This is a genomic window from Gemelliphila asaccharolytica (assembly GCF_001553005.1).
GTDB lineage: Bacteria > Bacillota > Bacilli > Staphylococcales > Gemellaceae > Gemelliphila > Gemelliphila asaccharolytica.
Genome location: NZ_KQ959860.1, coordinates 1 through 25207, shown reverse-complemented (window position 1 = coordinate 25207; position 25207 = coordinate 1). Strand labels below are relative to the sequence as shown.

At 27.7% G+C, this 25207-nt stretch carries 24 protein-coding genes and 1 riboswitch; of the genes, 23 read left to right on the top strand and 1 reads right to left on the bottom strand.

The features are described 5' to 3' along the window. Positions 1-5: 5 nt before the first annotated feature. Positions 6-575, bottom strand: a complete 570-nt coding sequence (locus HMPREF1871_RS01355; RefSeq protein WP_066128997.1) for an ECF transporter S component — start codon at positions 573-575, stop codon at positions 6-8. Between the two features lie 77 nt (positions 576-652). Beyond that, positions 653-765: riboswitch (FMN riboswitch) on the bottom strand. Positions 766-946: 181 nt separating this feature from the next. Between HMPREF1871_RS01355 and yycF the strand changes: the two genes are divergently transcribed. The 23 genes from yycF (at position 947) to HMPREF1871_RS01240 (ending at position 25151) form a co-directional block, all read left to right on the top strand. Next, positions 947-1660, top strand: coding sequence for a response regulator YycF (yycF, locus tag HMPREF1871_RS01350; protein WP_066128995.1), 714 nt, complete (start codon positions 947-949; stop codon positions 1658-1660). Beyond that, positions 1650-3518 carry an ATP-binding protein gene (locus HMPREF1871_RS01345; protein ID WP_083505605.1) on the top strand — a complete coding sequence of 623 codons (1869 nt, stop codon included), beginning with the start codon at positions 1650-1652 and terminating at the stop codon, positions 3516-3518. The genes yycF and HMPREF1871_RS01345 overlap by 11 nt, the downstream gene beginning before the upstream one ends. A gap of 1 nt (position 3519) precedes the next feature. Further along, positions 3520-4860: a hypothetical protein gene (locus HMPREF1871_RS01340; protein ID WP_066128993.1), complete on the top strand. Its 1341-nt coding sequence runs from the start codon at positions 3520-3522 to the stop codon at positions 4858-4860. Next, positions 4860-5639, top strand: a complete 780-nt coding sequence (gene yycI, locus HMPREF1871_RS01335; RefSeq protein ID WP_066128992.1) for a two-component system regulatory protein YycI — start codon at positions 4860-4862, stop codon at positions 5637-5639. The genes HMPREF1871_RS01340 and yycI overlap by 1 nt, the downstream gene beginning before the upstream one ends. Before the next feature lie 65 nt (positions 5640-5704). Beyond that, positions 5705-6487 carry an MBL fold metallo-hydrolase gene (locus tag HMPREF1871_RS01330; protein ID WP_066128989.1) on the top strand — a complete coding sequence of 261 codons (783 nt, stop codon included), beginning with the start codon at positions 5705-5707 and terminating at the stop codon, positions 6485-6487. A gap of 213 nt (positions 6488-6700) precedes the next feature. After that, positions 6701-7861, top strand: coding sequence for a CD0519/CD1768 family membrane protein (locus HMPREF1871_RS01325; protein WP_066128987.1), 1161 nt, complete (start codon positions 6701-6703; stop codon positions 7859-7861). Between the two features lie 180 nt (positions 7862-8041). Beyond that, entirely contained in the window at positions 8042-9931 is a 1890-nt protein-coding gene (locus HMPREF1871_RS01320) for a polysaccharide biosynthesis protein (protein ID WP_066128985.1), read from the top strand. Then, positions 9909-10973, top strand: a complete 1065-nt coding sequence (locus tag HMPREF1871_RS01315) for a hypothetical protein (protein WP_066128983.1) — start codon at positions 9909-9911, stop codon at positions 10971-10973. Before HMPREF1871_RS01320 ends, HMPREF1871_RS01315 begins: the two co-directional genes overlap by 23 nt. Continuing rightward, positions 10948-11433, top strand: a complete 486-nt coding sequence (locus HMPREF1871_RS01310) for an aminoacyl-tRNA deacylase (RefSeq protein ID WP_066128980.1) — start codon at positions 10948-10950, stop codon at positions 11431-11433. Before HMPREF1871_RS01315 ends, HMPREF1871_RS01310 begins: the two co-directional genes overlap by 26 nt. A gap of 217 nt (positions 11434-11650) precedes the next feature. After that, positions 11651-12562: an ABC transporter ATP-binding protein gene (locus HMPREF1871_RS01305; protein ID WP_066128979.1), complete on the top strand. Its 912-nt coding sequence runs from the start codon at positions 11651-11653 to the stop codon at positions 12560-12562. Further along, positions 12555-13772, top strand: a complete 1218-nt coding sequence (locus HMPREF1871_RS01300) for an ABC transporter permease (RefSeq protein ID WP_066128976.1) — start codon at positions 12555-12557, stop codon at positions 13770-13772. Before HMPREF1871_RS01305 ends, HMPREF1871_RS01300 begins: the two co-directional genes overlap by 8 nt. 406 nt (positions 13773-14178) lie before the next feature. Continuing rightward, the gene (locus tag HMPREF1871_RS01295; protein WP_066128972.1) at positions 14179-15075 is read left to right on the top strand and encodes a DMT family transporter; all 897 of its coding nucleotides are present in this window, start codon (positions 14179-14181) and stop codon (positions 15073-15075) included. A 62-nt stretch (positions 15076-15137) separates the two neighbouring features. After that, positions 15138-15653 carry a sigma-70 RNA polymerase sigma factor region 4 domain-containing protein gene (locus HMPREF1871_RS01290; protein ID WP_066128970.1) on the top strand — a complete coding sequence of 172 codons (516 nt, stop codon included), beginning with the start codon at positions 15138-15140 and terminating at the stop codon, positions 15651-15653. A 35-nt stretch (positions 15654-15688) separates the two neighbouring features. Next, a complete protein-coding gene (locus tag HMPREF1871_RS01285) occupies positions 15689-16189 on the top strand; it encodes a hypothetical protein (protein ID WP_066128967.1) in 501 nt (166 codons plus the stop codon). 287 nt (positions 16190-16476) lie between these two features. After that, positions 16477-17472 (top strand): YybS family protein, encoded by a 996-nt coding sequence (locus HMPREF1871_RS01280; RefSeq protein WP_066128965.1) that lies wholly within the window; start codon positions 16477-16479, stop codon positions 17470-17472. After that, complete coding sequence (locus HMPREF1871_RS01275; RefSeq protein ID WP_066128962.1) at positions 17472-19424, top strand: DHH family phosphoesterase; 1953 nt, start codon at positions 17472-17474, stop codon at positions 19422-19424. The genes HMPREF1871_RS01280 and HMPREF1871_RS01275 overlap by 1 nt, the downstream gene beginning before the upstream one ends. A gap of 15 nt (positions 19425-19439) precedes the next feature. Next, positions 19440-19883, top strand: coding sequence for a 50S ribosomal protein L9 (gene rplI / locus HMPREF1871_RS01270; RefSeq protein ID WP_066128959.1), 444 nt, complete (start codon positions 19440-19442; stop codon positions 19881-19883). A 13-nt stretch (positions 19884-19896) separates the two neighbouring features. Further along, a complete protein-coding gene (gene dnaB / locus HMPREF1871_RS01265; protein ID WP_066128957.1) occupies positions 19897-21252 on the top strand; it encodes a replicative DNA helicase in 1356 nt (451 codons plus the stop codon). Position 21253: 1 nt separating this feature from the next. Further along, positions 21254-22228: a signal peptide peptidase SppA gene (sppA, locus tag HMPREF1871_RS01260; RefSeq protein ID WP_066128955.1), complete on the top strand. Its 975-nt coding sequence runs from the start codon at positions 21254-21256 to the stop codon at positions 22226-22228. 7 nt (positions 22229-22235) lie between these two features. After that, on the top strand, positions 22236-22787 hold the full coding sequence (locus tag HMPREF1871_RS01255; RefSeq protein WP_066128952.1) for an RDD family protein: 552 nt from the start codon (positions 22236-22238) through the stop codon (positions 22785-22787). 181 nt (positions 22788-22968) lie between these two features. Beyond that, positions 22969-23871 carry an N-6 DNA methylase gene (locus HMPREF1871_RS01250; RefSeq protein WP_066128950.1) on the top strand — a complete coding sequence of 301 codons (903 nt, stop codon included), beginning with the start codon at positions 22969-22971 and terminating at the stop codon, positions 23869-23871. Beyond that, complete coding sequence (locus tag HMPREF1871_RS01245) at positions 23871-24107, top strand: hypothetical protein (protein ID WP_066128947.1); 237 nt, start codon at positions 23871-23873, stop codon at positions 24105-24107. The genes HMPREF1871_RS01250 and HMPREF1871_RS01245 overlap by 1 nt, the downstream gene beginning before the upstream one ends. Positions 24108-24116: 9 nt before the next feature. Next, complete coding sequence (locus HMPREF1871_RS01240; RefSeq protein WP_232297340.1) at positions 24117-25151, top strand: YeiH family protein; 1035 nt, start codon at positions 24117-24119, stop codon at positions 25149-25151. Positions 25152-25207: the final 56 nt, after the last annotated feature.

Here is a 25207-nt window from a genome sequence, read left to right as displayed (position 1 = left end):
TAAAACTAAATTTTAAATTTTCCAATTAATGAATTAGGTATTTTTTTTAAAATAGCTTTTGTAATAAAATAAAGAACAATTAAAAATAGTCCTTTAATAATATTGAAAGGAATAATACCATAAGTGACAATAGCTTTTAAATTATTAGTTATATCTTTTAAATCTATGATAAAACCATACATAGGTAAAAGAATAAAATAATTAAGAAAAGCCATAAATATAACCATAAGAGCTGTTCCTATAAGACCAGCAACTATAACGGAAAATTTACTATCATTTTTCTTACAAAAATAAGCAAGAGAAGATAAAAAAATTAATTCTACAACCAAATTTGCAATACTTCCTGTAGGTTCGTGAGAAATTAAAGCAAAATGAAGAACATTTTTTAAAAGAGAAATCACAAGAGCGTGTTTATAATTTAAAATTAAAATTCCAATAAATAAAGGAATAAAAGAAAGATCTAAAGTTAAAAATGGAGGAATGAAAGGCACCGCCATTTTAACTAAAGATAGAATAAGAGATAAAACTGCAAGAAGAGCAGTTAAAACTAAAGTGTGTGTATTTTGTTTATACATAATGTCCTCTTTTCCATCTTCTAGGCATAAAAAAACGTATTCATTTAAAGAATACGAGGCATAAGAAAACAAATAGTTTTTATCTTCTACCATCCAGACTATAACTGTCGGTTTTGGAATTGCACCAAATCAGCTCACGCTCGCAGACTATACTGCCGATCGGGAATTTCACCCTACCCCGAAGATTAATATAATATTATTTTTCTATATTTTAAACCGAAAAAAAGATTTTGTAAAGTAAAAACAAAAAAAATAAAAAATAAAAAATGAAGATAAAGAACTTAATATGTTATAATAGACTAAAATATTCAAAATTAAAAAGGATAACAAAATAAAAAATACAAAAAAAATTTAGCTATAGGAGGATAAGCATGGATTCTTATAAAATTTTAGTAGTAGACGATGAAAAACCAATAGCAGAATTACTAGAATATAGTTTAAAAAACGAGGGGTATGAAGTAATTTTAGCTCACGATGGAGCACATGCAGTAGAAAGAGCACTAAATGAAAAACCAGACTTGATTCTCTTAGATTTGATGTTGCCAAAAAAAAGTGGAACAGAAGTATTAAAAGAAGTAAGAGAAGAATTAGACATACCTATAATAATGTTAACAGCAAAAAGTAGTGAAATAGACAAAGTACTAGGATTAGAACTAGGAGCAGACGACTATGTAACAAAACCATTTTCTACTAGAGAATTAATAGCAAGGGTAAAAGTCAATTTAAGAAGAACAACAAAACAAGAAGAAGAAAAAAAAGAAGAAACAAAAGAAGAAGAAAAAATAAAAGACATAGTAATATATAAAGAAGCCTATATAATCAAAAAAAATGGAGAAGATATAGACTTAACAAGAAGAGAATTTGATTTATTTTATTACCTATTTACACATAAAGGGCAAGTAATGACAAGAGAAAACTTACTTCAAACAGTTTGGGGATATGACTATTTTGGAGATGTAAGAACAGTAGACGTAACAATAAGAAGACTTAGAGAAAAAATAGAAGACGACCCAAGCAAACCGATATATATCACAACAAGAAGAGGGGTAGGATATTTCATGGGAGAAGACGTAGATGAATCTTAATATAAGAGGACACAAAAGATTTTTAAGTTCTATAAGATTCAAATTTGTAATAGTATATGTTTTAGTAAATATAATATCTATGCAAGTAATAGGGCTATATTTTTCAAACCAATTAAAAGCTAAAAATATAAACACCTTTCAAACAAGCATAATAGAACAAGAAAAAAAATTAAACTACAATATCCAAGAAGAATTAATAAAAAAAGATAACGAAGGAAATAATGAAAAAAATATAGATGCAGACATCAGAAAAATAGCAAGTGAATACTCATCTCCAAAACTAATTCTTTTAAATATAGTAGATAAAGATCTCAGAGTAATAGCATCCTCAGCAACAAATGGTAACGAAAACTACTTAGGAAAACGTTCAGTAGACCCGATAGTAAAACAAGCAATAAAAGAAGGAAAAAGTATAAAAAAAGAACAGACATTCGGAGATAAAAAAGTCTGTTTCATCTATGCAAATCCAATAAAAAAAGGAGAAGAAGTTTTAGGAGTAACATACATAGTATCAGATATAGAAAGCGTCTATAATGATGTCTATGATATAACTAAAATATTCATCTTAGCAACAATATTTTCATTATTTACAGTAATAGTAATAGGTTTATTTGCAGCAAAAACAATAACAAATCCGATTGAAAAAATGAGTGCTCAGGTAAAAACGATGGTAGACGGAGACTATAGAGGTGTTATAGGAATACAAACCAAAGATGAAATAGGGGACTTAGCCTATGTATTTAACCAAATATCAGCAAAAATAAAAGAAGAACAAGCAGTAACCGAATCAGAAAAAATAAAACTAGACACCATAATAAACAGTATGGCAGACGGGATAATTTCGGCAGACTCAAGCGGGAAAATAGTCTTAATAAATGAAAGTGCAAAAGAAATACTAAATATAGCAGAAAATGAAGAAATAGCAATAGGGAAAGACGCTTTAGAAATTCTAGGAATAATACAATACAAAAGCATAAAAGAAATAATATTAGAAGAAGATTCAATCCTCATCACCAAAACAGAAGCAGAAGAAGAATACTTATACAGACTAGAATTTACAGAAGTATTATCAAATAACAATAATAATTTAAGAAAAACAGATGTAGATAGCTACATAATAGTTTTATATGACGTAACAGAAAAAGAAAGAGAAGAAAAAGAAAGAAGAGAATTTGTTTCGACTGTATCACACGAACTAAGAACTCCTCTAACAACAATGGTAGGCTATGTAGAAATGTTAGAAGAAGGAGCAATAAAAGACAAAAAACTAGCAGGAGAATTTATAAACACTATTCACAAAGAAACAAAAAGAATGATAAGAATGGTAAATGAATTAATGCAGTTAGGGAAAATGGATAGAGAAAAAGAACACTACAATAAAGAATTAATCGACATAAACAAACTAATAGGAAAAATAGTAGAAAGATTTCAAATGGCTCATCCAGAAAAAGAATTTAAACTCCTAATACCAGCAGAATCAATATTTGTAGAAGCAGACCAAGATAAATTAATACAAGTATTTGACAACATAATAAACAATGCAATAAAATACTCACCAGGGAAAAAAGATATAATGGTAAGAGTAAGACAAAATCATAGCCAAAGTAGAGTAAGCATAAACGTAAAAGACAACGGAATAGGAATCCCAATATCTCAAGTAGAAAAAGTATTTAATAGATTCTATAGAGTAGACAAAAGCAGACAAAGAGAAATGGGAGGAACGGGCTTAGGACTAAGTTTAGCAAAATCAATAGTAGAAGCTCACAAAGGTAAGATATGGATACAAAGTAAAGAAAAATATGGAACATCAGTATTTGTCATGTTACCATCAGTAATATTTGTAGATGAATGGGAATAAAATGAGAAAGAAAAAAGAAGTTATAAAAACAATAATATTAACAATTCTAATAATCTCAAGCTTAACCATATCTTACTTAACAATAATATACAAACCAGAAAAAAACTTTTTAAAAATAGATACAGAATTTAAACATGAAGAAAAAAACAAAGAAAAAACACTAGAAAACAGCTTCAAACTACTTTCACCATACATAATAGTAAAAAATAACACAGACAAAAAAGAAGAACAAGCAGTAGAAAAAGCAATAACAAAAGTAAAAAATGTAAAAGCTCTAAAAGACAAAGAACAAATAAAAGAAATATTAAAAATAATAGCAGGAAAAGAAGTTGACATAAATAGAGTAAAAAACAAAACAATAGAAGAAATAAAATCTAATAACCAAAATTATTACTTAATGAAATACAAAGCAGACACTGACACAATATCAACGCAAAAAATATATCTAGGAGAAAATAAACAAAATACAAAAATAAACTTTGATAGTATATTAATACCTGAAAATGAAAAAAACACTATATACTTATATGAGCAAGGACAAGAGGGATATATGCAAATAGTATATAAGGGAGAAATATATGACGAAATAGAAAAAATATTTAGCGTAAGTAGTAAAATGTATAAAAAATACTTAATAAACGCAACCAAAGAGTTTTACATACCAGAAAAACTAGATGATCTAACAATAAATGAATATGAAATCAAAAAAGAAGATAGCAAAGTCATGTTCAAAGACATATTCAAAATAGGTGTAGCACTAAAAACAACTTACCCAACGGAAGAATCAAAAGAAACATCAGATGGCTATGTAATATTAAGAGAAACAAAGAATCAAATTAGTTATATAAATCCCTCAAACATAGAAAATGAAAAAAATGACAAAGAAACACAAGAAGCAGAATTGCAATATAAAGCAGCCAAATTTTTATTAACAACATATAACTATGAAACATATTACAATATAATAGAAACATCAGGAAGCTCTGTAGAATATCAAGAAAGTTATAAAAATAGCATGGCATTTTCCAAAGAAGTGCCAAGCAAAATAAATATAACATCAACTAAAAATGGTATCAGTAAATTTACCATGCCAAAAATATCCAAAGGCTCACTAATAGGAAAAAAAATACCTCCACTATACCATTATGAAAACATAGACTTAGTATTAAACTACCTTTACTCAAACATAAATATAAATAACTTATATGATGTAGAAATAGCTTATGAAAAAACCTATCAAGAGGACAAAATAGTATACTCTCCAACATGGTATATAAATTATAATGGAATATATTATACCTTCAAAGAATTGCAAGAAAAAGTAAAAAAAGGAGAAATCTAATGCAGTGGGGAAAGATAAAAACGCTATTTATTTATTTATTTTTACTTCTTAATGTAGCACTTATCACAAACTATTTTTACACGGATTACAAAAATAAAGTAGAACATTATGAAGAAAAAGACGCAATACTAACATCACTAAAAAATGACGGTATAGAAATAAAAGAGCCAGAAATAGGGAAAAAACAATTAAGTTATGTAAAAGCTGTTCAAAAAATCTTATCTATGCCCATAGCATCAACAAACGAATATGATTACAGCATAGATAAGGAAGAAAAAACATTAACTATCACGGCAAAAAAACCTCTAGCAAACATAAAAGAAGAAAACTATTTAGAAAAAATAAATAGATTCATCATTTCCAATGTAGAAAGCGGGACAGCATACTCATACATAAAAACAGATAATGAAAAAAAAGAAATAATATATTATCAGCAATATGAAGGATTAAAAATTTTTGAAAATAAAAATGCAATTATCAAATTTAAAATAAATCAAAATGGAGACATCTTATCATTAACCCAAACATCATTAACAAACTTTAAAAAAGAAAAAGATGAAACCATAGTACCTTATATAGACGTCATAGCAAAACTATATCACGAAAACATGATACCTAAAAAAAGCAAAGTATCATCAGAATTGGGATATTATAGCTTTTTGCGAGTAGAAAACCAGATACTTATTCCGACATATAAAGTAACAATAAAAAAAGAAGACAACTCAGAACAAGTATTTTATGTAGATAGTTTAAATGCAAAAATATTGAACAAAGACTAAAAAGCCTTGATAAAAAAGGCTTTTTACTTTTTAAAACAAAATAAAAAAAAGAAAAGGAGAAAAATTTGAAAATATCAGTATTAGCAAGTGGAAGTACGGGTAATTGTACTTACATAGAAAAAGGAAATTTTCGTTGCTTAATTGATGTAGGATTAACAGGGAAAAAAATAGAAGAAAATTTAAAAAAAATAAATAAAAATATCAAAGATATAACTCACATATTTATAACTCATGAACACGTAGACCATGCAAAAAGTGCGGGAGTTTTAGCTAGAAAATATAAAATACCAGTATATGCAAATACAAAAACTTGGCAAGCAATGAAAGTAGGAGAAGTACCTCCAGAACTAAAATGTCACTTTGAAAAAGAAGAAACAAAAGAAATATTAGGAGTAAGTGTCACAAGCTTTGGAGTCAGTCATGACGCAGTAGATGCACAGTTTTATACAATAGAATCTGAAGGGAAAAAATTTAGTATAGTTACAGACACAGGATATGTTTCTGATAAAATGATAGAATATATAAAAAATTCAAATTCTTTAGTATTTGAAAGCAACCATGAAGAAAGTATGCTTCTAGCGTCTAGTTATCCATGGAAAACAAAACAAAGAATATTGTCAGATTACGGCCACATCTCAAATACAGATTCAGCAAATTACTTAGCAAAAATCATAGGAGAAAAGACCAAAAATATCTATCTAGCTCACCTAAGTTTAGAAAACAACACCAAAGACCTGGCATATATAACAGTTAAAAATATTCTAACAGAAAAGGGATTTGATTGTGAGAAAAAAATAAACCTACTTAATACAGATGCAAAAGAACCCACAATATTTACAGAAGTATAACCAAGATATACAAAAATAAAAAGGCTTTGTAGACACGTTTTAAATAGAAAAAAACAAAAAAACGAACAAATTTTCTGAAAATTACCCGTATTATTCAGTAAAAAATTAATACAGAAAAAATTAGTGTTATATAAAAAGACTTGACAAACCCTCGTGATGTGTTATAATATAGATAACAAAAAAAGAAAATTATAAAGAAAGAGGGAGATAGTTATGGGTAATAGTATGAAAGAAACCAAGAAGGCCATAAGTGTAGAAACATTTGTATTCCTAATAATATTATTAGTTATATTTGGAGGAATGGGCTATAAAATGGGTGTAGGGCCAATGTTTAAAACAATGATGGCAACAGCTCATAAATTATTATTAGATACAGTATTTTACATTATGGCGATGGCAGTAATTACAGGTGCATTAAGTATGTTATTATCTGAATTTGGAGTAATTGCATTAATAAATAAAATATTTGCACCACTGATGAAACCAATTTGGGGAATGCCAGGGGCAAGTGTTACGGGAGTTGTAGCAACATATCTTTCTGATAATCCTGCTATAATACCATTTGCAAAAGATAAAAAATTCACAGTATTTTTTAAAAAATATCAAATACCTGCATTATGTAACTTAGGTACATCATTTGGGATGGGTCTTATCGTTACTGTATTCATGGGAACACAAGGTACAGGATTTTGGCCAGCAGCATTAATCGGGAATTTAGCTGCTGTAATAGGTAGTATAATAAGTGTTCGTCTGATGTTAATACAGACTAAAAAATACTATGGTGAAGAAGCAAATGAAGCATATGATGATGAATTTTCAGATGGAGATATAGACTATTCAAAAGTTCGTGAAGTAAGAGAAGGAAATTTATTTCAACGTGTGCTAGATACATTACTTGAAGGTGGTAAAGTAGGAGTAGACATGGGAATTGCCATAATCCCAGGAGTTCTAATAGTATGTACATTTGTTATGATGCTAACATTTGGACCATCAAAAACAGGAGAATATACAGGAGCTGCTTACGAAGGAGTTAGATTACTACCAGTTATAGGAGATAAAATATCATTTATCTTAGAACCTCTATTTGGCTTCACATCATCAGAAGCAATAGCATTCCCAATTACAGCATTAGGAGCTGTAGGAGGAGCTATGTCACTTGTTCCAGGATTTTTGCAAAGAAGTTTAATCACAGCAAATGACATTGCAGTATTTACAGCAATGGGTATGTGTTGGAGTGGGTACTTAAGTACTCATATAGGAATGATGGATGCACTAGGAGTGAGAAAACTATCATCAAAAGCAATCATTTCACACACAATAGGAGGATTTGCAGCAGGTATAATTGCACATTTCTTATACATCTTATTATTCTAAAATATTTTAAAACCTATCCAATCTAAGTTCAAAAGAACCTTAATATCTTCAAGAATTAAGGTTCTTTTTTATATTTTTCAAGAAATTATATTTTTAAAAAATTTGTAAAAACAAAAAAAGATAGATTTGTAAAGCTAGATTTTTCGTGATAAAATTAAGTATAAAAGGAACGGAGAAGTTATGGAAAAAGTATATAATTCAAAAATTTACCTAAATTACAGATTTGAAATAATAATGCTAATAGATATGTTAATAGTAGCACTATCCACAATGATAGCTATGTTTTTAGACAGGTCAATGTATATTCCACATATGATAGCATATTATGGAGATAAATTAATATATTTCATACTAATATCAGTAGTAATATATTTTATAGCATTCAAAATAGCAAAAATAAATAGAGCATTATGGTCATACTTAGGAGTAAAAGAAATAATAAATATTTGTCTTTCAGTCATTATTTCAAACTTTATTTGTATAATCATATATGACTTTTTATTTCCAAGAACATTTTCAAACTTAAGATTTTCACTTTTTGCCCCAATGAGCATAATTGCAGGAATGATGTTTGTCAGAATACTATACAGAGCAATTCAAGAAACATCCAAATTAAAAAGAAATAGAATGGGCTACAAAAACACCCTAATAATTGGAGCAGGAGATGCAGGATATTTACTTCTAAAAGAACTTAACAAAAACAATCGCTTTAAAGCTAACCTTGTTGGGCTAGTAGATGACAAAAGAACTAACACAACAATAAGTGGGCTTAGAGTTTTAGGAACAACAGAAGACCTAAAAGAAATAATAGAAAAATATGGTGTAGAAATGGTATTTTTAGCAATACCTTCAATATCACAATATGATAAAAATAGAATATTAGAAATATTAAGAAACTGCTCAAACGTACAAGTGAAAATAATGAATCCAGGTTTAGCACTACTTGATGAAAAAAATATAACAAAACACATAAATGACGTATCAATAGAAGACTTATTAGGAAGAGGAGAAATAAAACTCAAAAAAGACGAAATAAAATCTTATATAAAAGGTAAAAATATTCTAATAACGGGAGCAGGAGGCTCAATAGGAAGCCAGATAGCAAGAGAAGTATTCACCTTTAAACCTAAAAATTTAGTCTTAATGGACGTCAACGAAAACTCATTATATATGCTAGAAAGAGATTTTGACTTTAAAAGAAGTGAAGAAGAAGAATATAAAGACGTAAAATATATTTCAGAAATAGTAAGTATAAGAGATAAAGAAGCACTAAGACACCTATTTGATGAATATAAACCAGATGTAGTTTTCCACGCAGCAGCGCATAAACACGTGCCACTAATGGAAAGAAGACCAAAAGAAGCAATAAAAAATAATGTCTTTGGAACAAAAAATGTCATGGAAGTATCTATAGAAAAAGGCGTTGAACGATTCATAATGATATCAACAGATAAAGCAGTAAATCCAACAAATGCAATGGGAGCTTCAAAAAGATTAACAGAGATAATACTACAATCTAAAAAAGACAAATACAAAACAAAATTTGCAGCAGTACGCTTTGGAAATGTCTTAGGATCTAGTGGATCAGTAATACCAATCTTTAAAGAACAAATAAAAAAAGGCGGTCCCCTAACATTAACTCATAAAAATATAATAAGATACTTTATGACAATCCCAGAAGCAGCACAACTGGTACTTCAGGCAGGATACTATGCAAAAAGTGGAGAAATATTCTTATTAGACATGGGAGAACCTGTAAAAATAATGGACTTAGCCCTAAACTTAATAAAACTATCAGGATTTACACCATATAAAGACATAGATATAAAAGAAATAGGATTAAGACCTGGAGAAAAAATGTATGAAGAACTTGTGTTAGACTATGAAAACAGCGAAAAAACAGCTAATAAAATGATATTTAAAAACACAACTTTAGACATAGACGAAGATAAATTAAACGAAAAATTAGAAAAATTCAAAGAACTATTAGAAAAAGGTTCTCAAGAAGATGTAAGAAATTATTTATTTGAACTGGTAAAATATTACAATGGAAAAGATAGCACAAAATAACACTCTAATAATATTAAAAGTAAAAAATACTAACAACTTAATAGAATATACAGATAGTTTAATACAGCAAGGATATTATATCTTACTATTGCTAGAAAAAAGCATAAATGAAAGATCTATAGAAGACAAATATAACATTAATATTCTTAGCAAAAGCCAGGAAATCAAAATAGAAAAATTAGCCAAAGAAATGAATGACGCCTTGGCATTTAAAATAGCAGTCAATACAATAATAACAAAAAACTATCAAAAAAATTTCACAAATGTAATTTTTCTATCAGATGCTACTACCTCTATAGCAGACATCACAGAAATAGTAAATGAAGAAAAAGAACAAGTAATATTAGTATCAAAAACAAGCGACATTACTATTTTAGACAATATAAAAACATATATATTTAATTTCTTTCACTTAAAAAAAATAAAAAGCATAGACAAAGACATAATATTTATGCCTATCAAACACACACCTATAGCAATAGATATAAAAAAAGACAACTATTTTTACCAAAGAATGCTAGTAAACATAGTAAAAAACAATTTACCAGTAGAAGAAGTATTTTTAGACAATATAAAAGAAAAGAAAAAAAACTACTTAGAAGAAATAAAAAAAATAAATGTAATCCTAGAAGACTTTTACAGTTACTCTAAAATAAGTTTTTTAAGCTACCTAGTAGATATAAACCTATTTAGGATATTATTCATAGTATCTTTATTTTTAGGGATAGGAGAAGAAGGGGCAAGTTTATTTATAAGCACCTTTTTAGCAAGAATAATAGGAAGTTTTATTCACTTTTACATCAATAAAAAAGAAAGAAAACAGAAAAAAAATACTTTGCCAAGATATATAGTATTAACATTTTTAAAAACATTTATTTCGCTGATGGTGATATATCTATTATTTTTAGTATCTAATATAAATATAGTTATAGCAAAAATAATAATAGACTTTTTGATTTATATACTAACATATAGCATATTTAACATTTATGTTTTTAGATATAGTAAGGAGAAATATGAAAAAAAAAGAGATAAAAACTAATGCAATGCGACTTTTAGATGAACATAATGCCAGTTACACGCACTACTCCTTTGATCCAAAAGGCAAAGAAGCAAAAACAGGAGTAGGGGTAGCAGAAATAATTAAAAAAAATCCAAAACAAATCTTTAAAACTATTTTAACAACAGATTTAAAAGGAAATTATTTTGTAGCGGTACTAATGAGTGAAGACAGTATTGACTTTAAAAAATTAGCTAAAAATTTTGGCGTAAAATCCTTAACTATGAGTCCTTTAAAAGACTTAACAAAAGTTACAGGATATATAAAAGGAGGATGTTCTCCTTTTTGTATGAAAAAAGTTTTCCCAACAATAGTAGATAAAAAATGCTTAGATGTAGAAAAAATAATTGTTTCAGCAGGAAAAGTAGGAAACCAAATAGAAATAGAACCAAAAATTTTAGTAGATTTAATAGATGCTAAAATATATGATATAGCCAAATAAAAATAAATTTAAAAGTATTCAAGCTTTAATAATTAGCTTGAATATTTTTTTATGATAAATCCTCAGTAGACAAAGATAAAAGTAAAGAAAAAATTTAAATTCTAAAATAATAATTTACAATAAATTTATAGAACCAAAATATTTAAAACTAAAATATTATTGTAAAAATAATTATTTAATTATATAATAGAGAAAAAATTAATGAAAGGAGAAATATATGCTTTTAGAATTTAAAAATGTTTATAAAAGTTTTCAAGATAAAGAAGTGCTAAAAGGAGTAAGCTTTAAAGCTGAAAGTGGGAAGCTAAATGCTTACCTTGGACGAAATGGAAGCGGGAAAACTACAAGTTTTAGACTACTATTAAATATATTTAAACAAGATAAAGGAGATATTTTGTTAGATGGAGAAAAAATAGATTTAACAAAAATCAAGATAGGATACTTACCAGAAGAAAGAGGAATGTACGACGGAGTTGGATTAGTAACTCAACTCTCCTATTTTGGACGGTTAAAAGGAATGAGCAAAAAAGAAGCAATAGAAAGTGCAAAAAAATATTTAAAATTTTTTGACATAAAAGAAAGCAAAAAAAAATTAAAAACTTTATCTAAAGGAAATGCTCAAAAAATTCAAATAATTCAAGCAGTAATAAACGATCCTGATATATTAATTTTAGACGAACCATTCAGCGGGCTAGACCCAATAAATGTAGGAAAATTAAAAGAAATAATACAAGATTTCGTAAAAAGAGGCAAACTTGTAATATTTTCATCACACCAAATGCCAGTAGTAGAAGATTTCTGTGAAAATATAAATATTTTAGAAAAAGGGAAAATCCTTTTAAGTGGCAGACTTGACGAAATAAAAAAAGAACGTAGTCATAAAAAAATGATTTTAAAGGTTGCAAACATAGAAGATGAAAAATTAAAAGAACAATTAGAAAAAACTCCTTTAAATATAGAATATTCATTAGAAAAAGAAGGAGTATTACTTAAATTTGAAGATAAAAGTGAAAAAAGAGAATTATTAAAATACTTAGAAAAAGAAAACCTTGACATTGAAGAATTTACCCTTTTCAAACCTAGTTTAGAAAAAATATTTATAGAAACGGTAGGTGAAAATAATGAGTAAACTATTTACCGTCTTTTCATTTGAATTAAAAGAATTTGCAAAAAGAAAATCAACAATTATTATGATGCTTATATACATAATTATAGCATTCACGGTAACATTTATTCCTAATATAGGAAGCGGGAATGGAGCAGTGGCAAAACTATTTTCATCAGACTCTAATCCTAATTTTTCTAAAAGTGCATATTTAATAAAAGACCAAAATATAAAATTTGATAAAGGTGCCTTAAAAGAAGCAAAAGAATATCAAGACAAAAGTAAGTTAGAAGAAGATATTAAAAACGAAAAAATAAAAGAAGCGGTAGTAATAGAAAAAGATAAATGGCAATACCTATCAAAATCAGCATCGCTAATAAATGGAGAAAATGAATATAAAAAAGTATTTGAATACCAACTAAAAAACTATTACTTCTCCCAAAAAGGTTTGAACTATAACGATATAAAAACAATAGAAAATAATATGCCAAAAATAGAAGAAATATCGGTAGACTCTGGAAGTTTAGAAAAACGAGCATTTATGAGCGGATTTATCTATGCAGGAAGTTTTATCATGTATATGACAGTCATCATGTTTGGTAGTATTTTAGCAACAAACGTAGCCAGAGAAAAAACCAATAGAGCTATGGAACTATTAATAGTAACAGTAAAACCTAAAATTTTAATAGTAGGAAAAGTATTAGCATACTCCTCAGTTGCAATAATGGAAATTTTGTTAATAATATTATCCTTGCTTGTAGGATTAAAAATAAATGCAAAAAACTACGCTGAAGGATTAAAAATGATGCTATATACTATAGATACAAAAATTTTATTAGTTTGGTTAATATTCTCACTTACAGGATTTATAATGCTAATGTTTTTATTTGCATCATGTGCATCCCTAGTAAGCAAACTAGAAGAAATAAATACAGTAATCACTTTGCCAATGATAATATTTATAATAGCATTCTTCCTAAACATAACAGTAATTAACAATCCAGGGAAAAGCAAATTATCAGAAATATTATCATTATTCCCATTAACATCATATTTTGTTATGCCAACACGCTTTGCTATTATAGATATAAATTTTGCCGAATTAATAATATCATATCTTATCTTATTAATAGCGACAGTAATAATAGCCTTTATTTCTATTAGAGTATTTAGAAATGCCACACTTCACTATGGGAAAAAATCAAGTTTCTTTAAACTTATCAGAAAAAAATAATTTAGTTACCTAAAAAGAAAATATTATTTAAATTGACCTCTAAAATTAGACCAAAAGAATCTAAAAAAATGAGGTCTTTTTTTTCTTTGAAAAACAAAAAATAGTAAAAAAAATTAAAATAATATTTTATACATAGATATTTTTATTATAATAGCTAAACTTAATCAAAAGTGTTATAATATCCATTGAAAAATAAAAAAATAGAGGCGAAAATTCGCAATTTAAAAGAGAAAAAACAAATAATTTTTAAACTTTCACCGTGGCAGTTAACTTTAAAAAAAAATTTTTTAAAAAAGTAAGCCAGTACAAAGTAAGAAGATTTTTCACTATAAAATGAAAAAAGAAAATATAATTCCTTGGAAATAATGGAAATTTTCTTATTATAAAAAAACACTGGAGGGGGAAAATGAGAAAGTTAATATCACAAATTTTACTTTTATTAGTAACAATAATTTGGGGACTTGGATTTGTTTGGCAAAATGTAGCCAGTAAAAGTTTAGGCCCTTACACCACCGTAGGAATAAGAGCTATCATAGCAGTAATTTTTTTAATATTAATATCTTTAGCTCTTCCATCGCTTTATAAAAGTCAAAATCCAAAACACAATTTTAAAAAAATAAAATATAAAAATATAATATTACCACTTATATGTGGGGTAGCTTTGTTTTTTGCAATGAGCGTGCAACAAATGGGAATGGCTTACACTACAGCAAGTAAAGCAGGATTTATCTCAGTTATGTATATTTGTATAGTTCCACTAATAGGAATATTTTTAGGGCAAAAATTAAATAAATTTTTCCTAATAGGATTAATAATGTCAGTTATAGGTTTGTATTTATTATCAATAAAAGACGATTTCACTTTAGGATATGGAGATTTATTAATACTAATAAGTGCATTTTTATTCGCAGTACACATATTAATAATTTCATTTGCGACAATAAGAATAAATTCTATGCTTTTATCTATAGGGCAATTTTTAGTAGTAGGAATACTGAGCTTAGCAATAGGATATTTTTACGAAGGTATAAACTTGCAAGACATTTTAGCAGTAATAAATGAACTTCTAGCTTTGGGAGTATTGTGTAGCGGGGTAGCTTTCACACTTCAAATAATAGGTCAAAGAGAAGTAGAAGCTCACACTGCTTCACTAATATTAAGCCTAGAGTCACTATTCGGAGCGATAGGGGGAGTAATAATACTAAAAGAAACACTAACAACAAAAGAATTATTAGGAATGATAATCTTATTTATAGGAGTAATAGTATCTCAAAAAAAAGTTAAAAAAGCTAATAAGAACTAGACCTTTCAAAATTCATATCAAACATTCAAAAAAAACTATAAAATAGACTCAAGGAGGATGGTATGAATTTTAATTTAACAAAAGAACAAGAAGAAGAATTTAATAAAATAGTAAAAGAAAACAAAGACAAAATAAACTTGGCAATGTATAAATGTAATATAAGACATAAAGACTATGATGAATTTTACAGCTTTTGCTTAGAAGGGCTTCTAGTAAGTTATTTAATACTAAAAAATAATGATATAGCAGAAAAAGATTTTCAAAGATTTAGCTACATAACGATGAAAAGAAAAATAATTGATGAACTAAGAAGAAGAAATAGAAGAAAAATATCCTATATAGAAGAGATAGAAAACACTAAAATATTTAGCGTCAAAACAAAAGAAATACAAGAAATAGAAATAAGAGAATCTTTAGCAAAAACATTTAATAAAAGAGAAATAGAGATAATAAAAATGTTAGAAAAAGGAAAAGAAAAAAAAGAAATATTTAAAGATTTGAATATTTCAAAAAGTAAAGGATACACCATCATAGCTGATATAAAAGAGAGATATAAAAATTTACTATACAATTCATAAATAAATGGTATAATATATAACTAAAGGAGTGATAAATGATGAAACGGCAAGATAAACTTTTAAGAATATTAATGTCTACAGCAGCAGGAGTAATAGTATTTTCATTAGTTGTAATATTGATTTTACATTTTACATCTGTTGATAAAAAACCTAAAAAACACTCTTCATCAGAAACAACCGAAACAAAAAAAGAAGATAAAGATAATAAAAAAGAAGATAAAGATAACAGTAAAACGACAAAATCAAAAAAATCAGGCTATACTCAAGTTATAACTGAAAAAAATGAATCAGATAAAAAAAACGAAAATACTAAAGAAAATCACAAAGAAAATACAGAAGAAAAAACAAATAATGTAAAAAACAGTGAAGTTTTTGACACTCAAGCACAAGCCCACGAATATGGAAAAAAAGAAATGGAAAGACTTGTGAGGGAAACTAATAAATATACAGAGTATGCTGTCAAAGGAGTTAGAGATGAAAATGGCCAAATTAAAGGCTGGACAGTAGAAATATACCAAAAAGATAAAAAAGAATAAAAAGAAAAAGATATGTAAAAGCAGATTAAATTAAAACTTTTATATATCTTTTTTTTAATATAAAAGAAAAAAAGTGTAAAGAAAGAAATTTATATTAACAAAAGTAAGCTAAACAATTTTTTTAAAAGAGGTAAAGCAGTCAAACTCTAGCAAAAAAAATGCTAATAAGGTATAATATAATAGTTATATTATATTTAATTAGAAAAAATTATTAAAATAAAAACAAATAATACAAAACTTACAAATTTTAGTAAGGATAACTTTTTAATTTTAAGGAGAAACTAATATTGAATAAAGAAGTTTCTAATATTGAAAAAGCAATTAATGATTTGCTTTTAAGTAAGGAAATATTTATAGAAAAACCAAGTAAAGAAAAAATATGGATTTATAGTATTATTTATTTACTATTAACTTACTTTGGAATAAGATTTGATTTTTGGTATATATCGGGATTTTTTTCGGTATTTTTTATCTTGTTCTCTCTTGCAGATGGAGGGTTTAAGATATTTATTCCACTAAGTTTGGGGGGGATATTAATATCATATTTCACCTCAAACATTATGCAGACGGCATTTAATGCGGTGCATATCATAATAGCACTTATGATATATTTATTAATAATAAATAGAATATCTAAAGTAACGATTATTCTTTGTATAACTGCATTTTTATTTTTAGTAAGCAGTATATTTTTTATTACATTATTAAAAACAGGTTATTTAAATATAACTCCTCAAGGAGCGGGAGATTATATAAATAACTATGTAATGAATGAATTTGTGCAAAAGAGCATGGATGCAGAAATATTAAAACAAAGTTTTGAGCAACTAAAGCAGACTTTTCCAAGCATAATTTTTTCATTCTCTTTTATATATACTGTAATTTTAGTCCAATATACAATAAGTTCTTTAGCAAAAGAAAAAGCGATTATACCAGTATTCGGTAGCCTGAGATTAATAACTGTAAAAAAAAGTTATGCAACCCTTTATTTACTACTTTCATTTATAACATATCTAATTCAATTAAATATTGATAATGATTATAATGTGGTAGTTTTGATACTGGTAAACTTTTTAACTATTTTCAAATGGATTTTTGTTTTTAATGGAATCTTTACATTTGTTTACTTTATGCATCAAAATAAAAAAAATGTATCTATTTTAGAAAAAATATTATTATTAGCTGCTGTTTTTATACTCAATTTTTTATTTGAAGTTATAGGAATAGTAGATAGTATTTTTTCACTTAGAAGAAAGTATAGCGACTATATGGGAGGTAAGTAATGTATAAAAAAGGAAAAATTTACTTAATAATTACCATTTTAATTCTTTTTGTAGGTGGTATTTTTATCTTATATTTTGATATATATAGTTTATTTGTCTATTTATTAGTAATAATATTTTTAACACTGCCTATCTATCTATATGGAAGAAAAGTAGAAAAAATTAATAAAAAATATGTAGAAGAGCTTACCTTTAAAATAAAAGATTCTGCTGAAAAAGGTCTTAATAAATACCCAATAGGAATAATAATTGTAGATAACAAAAAAAATATTGAATGGGTAAATAATTATATCTATAAACATTTGGATATGGAATATGTAATAGGGGAAAATGTAACCGACGTAGTACCAGAGATAAAATCTCTATTTACAGAAGAAGACACAGTAGACAACCAGTTTCATATCGAAGAGAAATATTATAAAGTAAATTATCAAAAAGATACTGGATATATCTACTTTTTTGACATAACAGAAACAAAACTTGTTATGCAAAGATTTAAAGATACTAGACCTTGTGTTATGGCGATAAATATAGATAATCAAGAAGATGTCTATGATTCATTAAAAGACGAAGAAGCGACAAGGTTAGATTCAAAAATAACCAGTCTACTTACAGGTTTTGCAAAACAAAATGGAATATATCTAAAAAGAATGGATGAAGATAGATTTATCGGACTTTTAAATGTTAAAGATTTACAAGAAATAGAAAAAGATAAATTCTCTATTCAAGACGATATAAGAAAATTAAAAGAAGAATTTGGTGCTCAAGTGACGATAAGTGTAGGAGTAGGAAGCGGAACTGACTTTTTACCTGAATTAGGAGAGTTAGCAAAAACGGCTCTAGACCTGTGCTTAGGAAGAGGAGGCGACCAAGTAGCAATAAAAGAAGTAGACGGAACAATCAGACTTTATGGAGGAAAAACAAATCCTCAAGAAAAAAGAACAAGAATAAAAGCAAGAGTAATTTCAAACGCCCTATCTGATATAGTAAAAGAAAGTGATAAAGTTATGGTAATGGGACACACTAAACCCGACTTTGACGCTTTAGGAGGTTGTGTAGGAATTTATGAATTTGCTCGTTTAAACAATAGAGAATGTTATATAGTTTTAAATGATAGTGACAAAGACGAAACTATAACAAAAATAATGAATGAAGTAGAAAAAGATGACCATTTTGACGGAGTATTTATAGATAGCGACACAGCATGGAGCTATATGACCCCTCAAACATCATTAGTAATAGTAGATACATCAGATTCAGAACGAGTATTAGACGTAGCACTTTTAAACAAAGCAACCAAAAAAATAGTAATAGACCATCATAGGCGAGGAGAAAATATAATAGCAAATCCACTACTTACATACATAGAACCCTACGCTTCATCAGCATCAGAATTAATATCAGAATTATTAGAATATGAAGCAAGAGGAAAAAGTATTAATAACACCTCATCTACAATAATTTTAGGAGGAATAGTAGTAGACTCTCAAAACTTCGCAACAAGGACAGGGTCTAGAACATTTGACGCTGCGGCCTACCTTAGAAGTAATGGAGCAGACCCAATAAGAGTAAAAACAATCTTAAAAGAACCATTAGAAAACTTTATAAATAGAACAGAAATAATAAGTTTAGCAAAAAAAATAAAAGAAAATATCTTAGTATCTCTAGCTCCAAGTGATAAATATTACACAAATGTAATGTTAGCACAATGTGCAGATGCCCTAATAACAATAAAAGATGTAGAAGCAAGTTTTGTAATAGGAAAATTAGATTCAGAAAAAATAGGAATATCAGCAAGAAGTTTAGGAAATATAAATGTCCAAATGATAATGGAAAGACTAGGAGGAGGAGGGCATTTAGCAAATGCAGCAACCCAAATAGAAGAACAGAATATAGAAAAAGTAAGAGAAGACTTAACCTTAGCAATAAATGATATAGTAGACGAAAAATAAAGGAGAGAGAAAAAAATGAAAGTAATCTTTATAGCAGACGTAAAAGGAAAAGGTAAAAAAGGAGAAGTAAAAGAAATAAAAGACGGGTTTGCAAACTTTTTAATAACAAATAACAAAGCCTTACCAGCAAATAATGCCAATATGAAAGCATTAGAAGGAAAGCAAAAAAGAAAAGAAAAAGATAGACAAAAAGAAATAGAAGAAGCAAAAATGCTAGTAAAAGAGTTAAAAGATAAAGAAATAAAAATCCCAGTAAAAGCAGGAGAAGGGGGACGATTATTTGGTTCTGTATCTTCAAAACAAATTGTAGAAGAATTAAAAAAACAACACGGACTAAAAATCGAAAAGAAAAAAATAATCTTACCTCATGCTATACAAGCGTTAGGATACACTAATGTAAAAGTAAAATTACATAGCACAGTAGAAGGAACAATAAAAGTACATTTAGTAGAAAAATAACTAAAGGAGACTTATGAAAAATAACGAATATGAAGCGGCACTCCAAGCAGAACAAGGCGTACTAGGAGCATTAATGCTTGATAGTGAAAAAATTGACATCATAAGAGCAATATTAGAAGAAGACGACTTTTTTGATGAAAGAAATAAAGAACTATACAGAGCAATAATAAAACTAAATAATGAAAATATAGAAATTGACCATGCAACAATATTTAGTGAAGTATACAACAAAGGGGCATTTAAAAGCACAGATGCGTCACTTTATATAGTAGAAGTTTATGAAATAACACCAACTTCAAAAAATGTTGTTCACTATGCCAACATAGTAAGAAAAAACTCTATAAAAAGAGAAGTAAAAGCAATACTAACAGACAGCATGAAAAAAATGAATGATGGTATGGTAGAACTAGATGACATAGTATCATTTGTCATGCTCCAAATAGAAAAAGCAACAGAGAGAGCAAAAACAAATAATTTCAAAGAAATACAAGATGTAACAAGAGAAGTATTTGACGAAATAATAGCAAAAATGTCAGGAGAAGGAAAAAACATCGCAATCAGCACAGGTTTCTCGAGTCTAGACGGCTTACTTAGTGGATTTTCCAAAGGAGATTTAATAATACTAGCAGCAAGACCATCAATGGGGAAAACAGCATTTGCTTTAAATATAGCTCTAAATGTAGCAGGAAGAAGTAAAAAAGAAGAAGAAAAAAAAACAGTAGCACTATTCTCACTAGAAATGGGTGCAGAGCAAATAGTAACCCGTATGCTATGCAGTGAAGGAATGATAGACTCAAAAAAACTTCGTGACGGGAAAATGACAAAAGAAGATATGGAAAGCCTAGAAGTAGCAATGAGCTTTTTAAATACAAAAAAAATATATATAGATGACAGTCCCTTTATAAAAGTAAATGAAGTAAAAGCAAAATGTAAAATCTTACAAAAAGAACAAGGATTAGACTTAGTTATAATAGACTATCTTCAACTTCTGCAAGGATCTAGAAGAAGTGATAATAGACAACAAGAAGTATCAGAAATATCAAGAAGTTTAAAACAAATGGCAAGGGAATTAGAATGCCCAGTAATAGCCTTATCTCAACTATCAAGAAGTGTAGAATCAAGACAAGATAAAAGACCGATGATGAGCGACCTTAGAGAATCAGGAAGTATAGAACAAGACGCCGACATAGTATCATTTTTATATAGAGAGGACTATTATAGCAAAAAAGAAGAAGAAGAAACAGAAGACGACAAAGATGTAACAACAATAGAAGTCATAGTCGCAAAACACAGAAATGGAGCAACAGGAAGCTGTGACTTAGCCTTTTTAAAAAAATACAATAAATTTATTGCAAAACAAGGAGAATAATATGGAAAAGAAAAAAAGATTAATAGCCCTAATAGCAACAGCAATAATCTTGATATTATCAATGACTTTTGGAAAAAGCATCTCAAACAAAGAAAACAAAAGTGAAGAAAAACTAGACGAGAACCTTTATTCATTAATAGACAACTCATTAGTATTAGGAAAAAAATCAGTAGTGAAACAAGGAAATTCCAGCGAAACTATACAAGTAATAAAAATAAAAGGAGAAATAGGTGAAAACATGACCCTAGAAGATGACCCTTACTCCGTAATAAACCAAATAAAAAAAGCTAAAGAAAATAATAACGTAAAAGCAATTTTATTAGAAGTAGACAGCCCTGGAGGAGGAGTATATGAATCAAGTGAAATATACAATAGCCTTTTAGAAAGTAAAAAAGACATATATGTATCAATGCAAAGAATGGCAACCTCAGGAGGATACTATATATCAGCACCTGCCAAAAAAATTTATGCTAACACAGAAACAATCACAGGATCTATTGGAGTAATAATGAGCAGTTTATCTGCACAAAAATTTTTAAATGATAATGGAATAAAAAATCAAATAATTCGTTCAGGAAACCAAAAAGCAGTTGGAGGCCTTACAGAAGACATGCCACAAGACACGATAGACATCTATAAAGAAATAAACAAAGAAACATATAACCGTTTTGTGGACATAGTAGCAAAGGGAAGAAACATGGATAAAGAAAAAGTATTATCCCTAGCTGACGGTAGAATATATAGTGCTTCACAAGCATTAGAAAACGGATTGATAGACAACATAGGAACCAAAAAAGATTTAATAGAAGAAATCAAAAAAGAAAGCAACCTAACAAACCCAACCATAATAGAATACAAAAAAATAGATCCTAAAAAAAATATTTTAAGTAGCTTTGTAAAATCACTATCACAATCAATAGTAAATGAAATAAATGCAAATGCAAATAAAACTATAACAAGAAGTTATCTACCATAGGTGAAATATGAACGAAGAAAAAACACAAAACCAGCAAACCCAAAAAGAAAGCGAAAATATAAACCCAACAATCTATGACTATCTACAAATAGCAAAAAACTTTTACGGAGGATTTTTTACTAGAACAGTAGCATACTTAATAGATTTAATAATAATATATTTACTAGCAACCCTCCTAAACACAGTCACATTAGGAGTGTTAGACACAGGAAAATCTTTCCCAATATTAAACTGTAGCTTACCAGTAGCAATAGTATATATAATATATTTTATAACGATGACTTACATATACTCACAAACAATAGGCAAAATGCTACTAAAAATAAAAGTAGAAAAAATAAATGACGAAAAACTAACATTAGCAGATGTCTTTTACAGAGAATTTATAGGAAGAATACTATCAAGTGCTTTATTATTACTGCCATATTTAGCAGTAGTCGCAACGACTAAAAAACAGGGGCTTCATGACTACATAGCAAACACAGTAGTAGTAAAAGAAGACTTTGCTTCATTAAGAAAAAAAATAAATGCAAAAATAAAACAAGAAAAAGAAAATTAAGAAAAAATTTTAAAAAAAGTTTTTTAAAAAATAAAATGAAACCTTGGCAAAAAAGGGTAGCTTCAAAAAGATAGTAAAAAAACAATCCTTTTGGAAAATACCACAAAAAGTCAAGGTTTTTTAAAATATTTATAGCAAAAAAAATAAAAAAGTATTATAATTTATCTTATGGAGAATGAATATGACAAATGTAGAAAAATTATTTTATAAATTTGATGAACTAACAGAAAACTATGCAAAAGAAAAAAACATCTCTTATCTACAAGCATTAGCAAAAATACTTGAACTAAAAAATGATAAGGATTATTTTTTTGTATTAGACAACTTTTCAAAAGAAGAAATAAAAAAAGCATACTTATTTCTTACATTAAAAGCATATAAAAAATTAGATAATAAAAACTATGCCCCTACACCTCAAATAATATCAATCTATATATCAGCCATAATAAAAGCAATATACAAAAATAAAAAAATAAGTGCAATAGACCTAGCAAGTGGCAGAGGGACATTTTTCCTAGACTTAATAGAAAACTATGAAGGGCAAACAGATTTAACTTCAGTAGAGATAGACTCAGATTTTCTAAAATTACAAGCAGATATATTTAATCTGTTAGAAAAAGAAATCTCACTTATAAATACAGATGCTCTTAAAAATACCACTCAAGAAAAATATGATTTAGTAATAACTGAATCTCCAAGTGGTTATTACACTGACGAAGAAAACAGTCTTAACTTTAAACTATGCTCTAATGAAAACAAAACACTAAATGCCCCGCTATTTTTAGAACAAACTACCAAATATTTAAAAAAACAAGGTGTAGGAATTTTAGTATTACCAAAAGAAATATTAAACTTTAACAAACAAATAAAAAATTATATAGAAAATTTCATGAAATTAAATGCAGTAATAATGTTGCCTAAAAAAATGTTTAAATGCGAAAAAGACCAAAAAATAATAATGTTAGTAACCAAAAAAGAAAGTAAAACTTTGCCAGAAAATATCCTATTAACAGAAATAAAAGAAGGGAGAGAAGCATTTTTAGGTTTCATAAGAAACTTTAAAAAGTGGCTTGAAGAAAAATAATGACAGAAAACATACTTTATTTTAGTGATAAATGCTCCGACACAGAAGAATTTATAAAAAAACTAAAACAAAAAAATATATCTTATAGAGAAGTCAACATTACAGAATCAATGAAAAATTTAAAAGAATTTTTATATCTAAGAGATAACTTAACTGAATTTGAAAATATAATAGAACAAGGAAAAGTGGGAGTACCTGTTTTAGTAACAGAAAAACAAATACTTTTTGAAATTTAGGAGGAAAATATGTCAATGTCAAGTTTAAAAACAAATTATAAGGGAATTTTGCTTTGTCTAATAATTGCATTGCCATGTACTTATTTAGGTCATTTATTTCCATTAATTGGGGGAGCAGTTATTGCAATAATAGCAGGAATGATATTAACTCATTTCATACCACATAAAGATCATTTAAGTCCGGGGATAACATTTACAGCTAAAAAAATATTACAATATGCAGTAATATTGCTCGGATTTGGAATGAATCTTAGCGTAGTAATAAAAACTGGAAAAGAATCTTTACCAATAATCATCAGTACTATATGCACATCACTTATAGTAGCATACATAGTAGCAAAACTTGCAAAAATGGATAGCAAAACCTCAACACTAATAGGAGTGGGGTCATCAATATGTGGTGGTAGTGCAGTAGCTGCAACTGCACCAGTAATTGAAGCAAGTGGAGAAGAAGTTGCACAAGCAATCTCAGTAATATTCTTTTTCAATGTTTTAGCAGCAATAATCTTTCCAACCCTAGGAACATTTTTAGGATTTTCACACTTAAATGGAGATGCTTTTGGAATTTTTGCAGGGACAGCAGTTAATGACACTTCATCAGTTACGGCAGCAGCTGCAACATGGGATAATATGTATAATTTAGGGACGCAAACACTAGATAAAGCAGTAACAGTAAAATTAACAAGAACATTAGCAATAATCCCTATCACACTAATTTTAGCATTCTACACAGCTAAAAAAAATCACCATAGAGAAAGAACAGTCAGCATGAAAAGTGTTTTTCCATTTTTCATCTTACTATTTGTTATAGCAAGTATCATAACTACAGTTTGTGTTCATTTTGGAGTAGATATAAAATATTTCAAACCATTCAAAGAATTATCAAAATTCTTTATAGTAATGGCAATGACAGCGATAGGACTAAATACAGATATTGTAAAATTAGTAAAAACTGGTGGCAAACCTATTGCACTCGGATTTTGTTGCTGGATAGCAATTACCATAGTAACAATATTAATGCAAAATATGCTAGGACTATTTTAAAAATAAAAAAAAGAGGTAAGAATCAAAATGATATGTACCCTCTTTACTGGACAAAC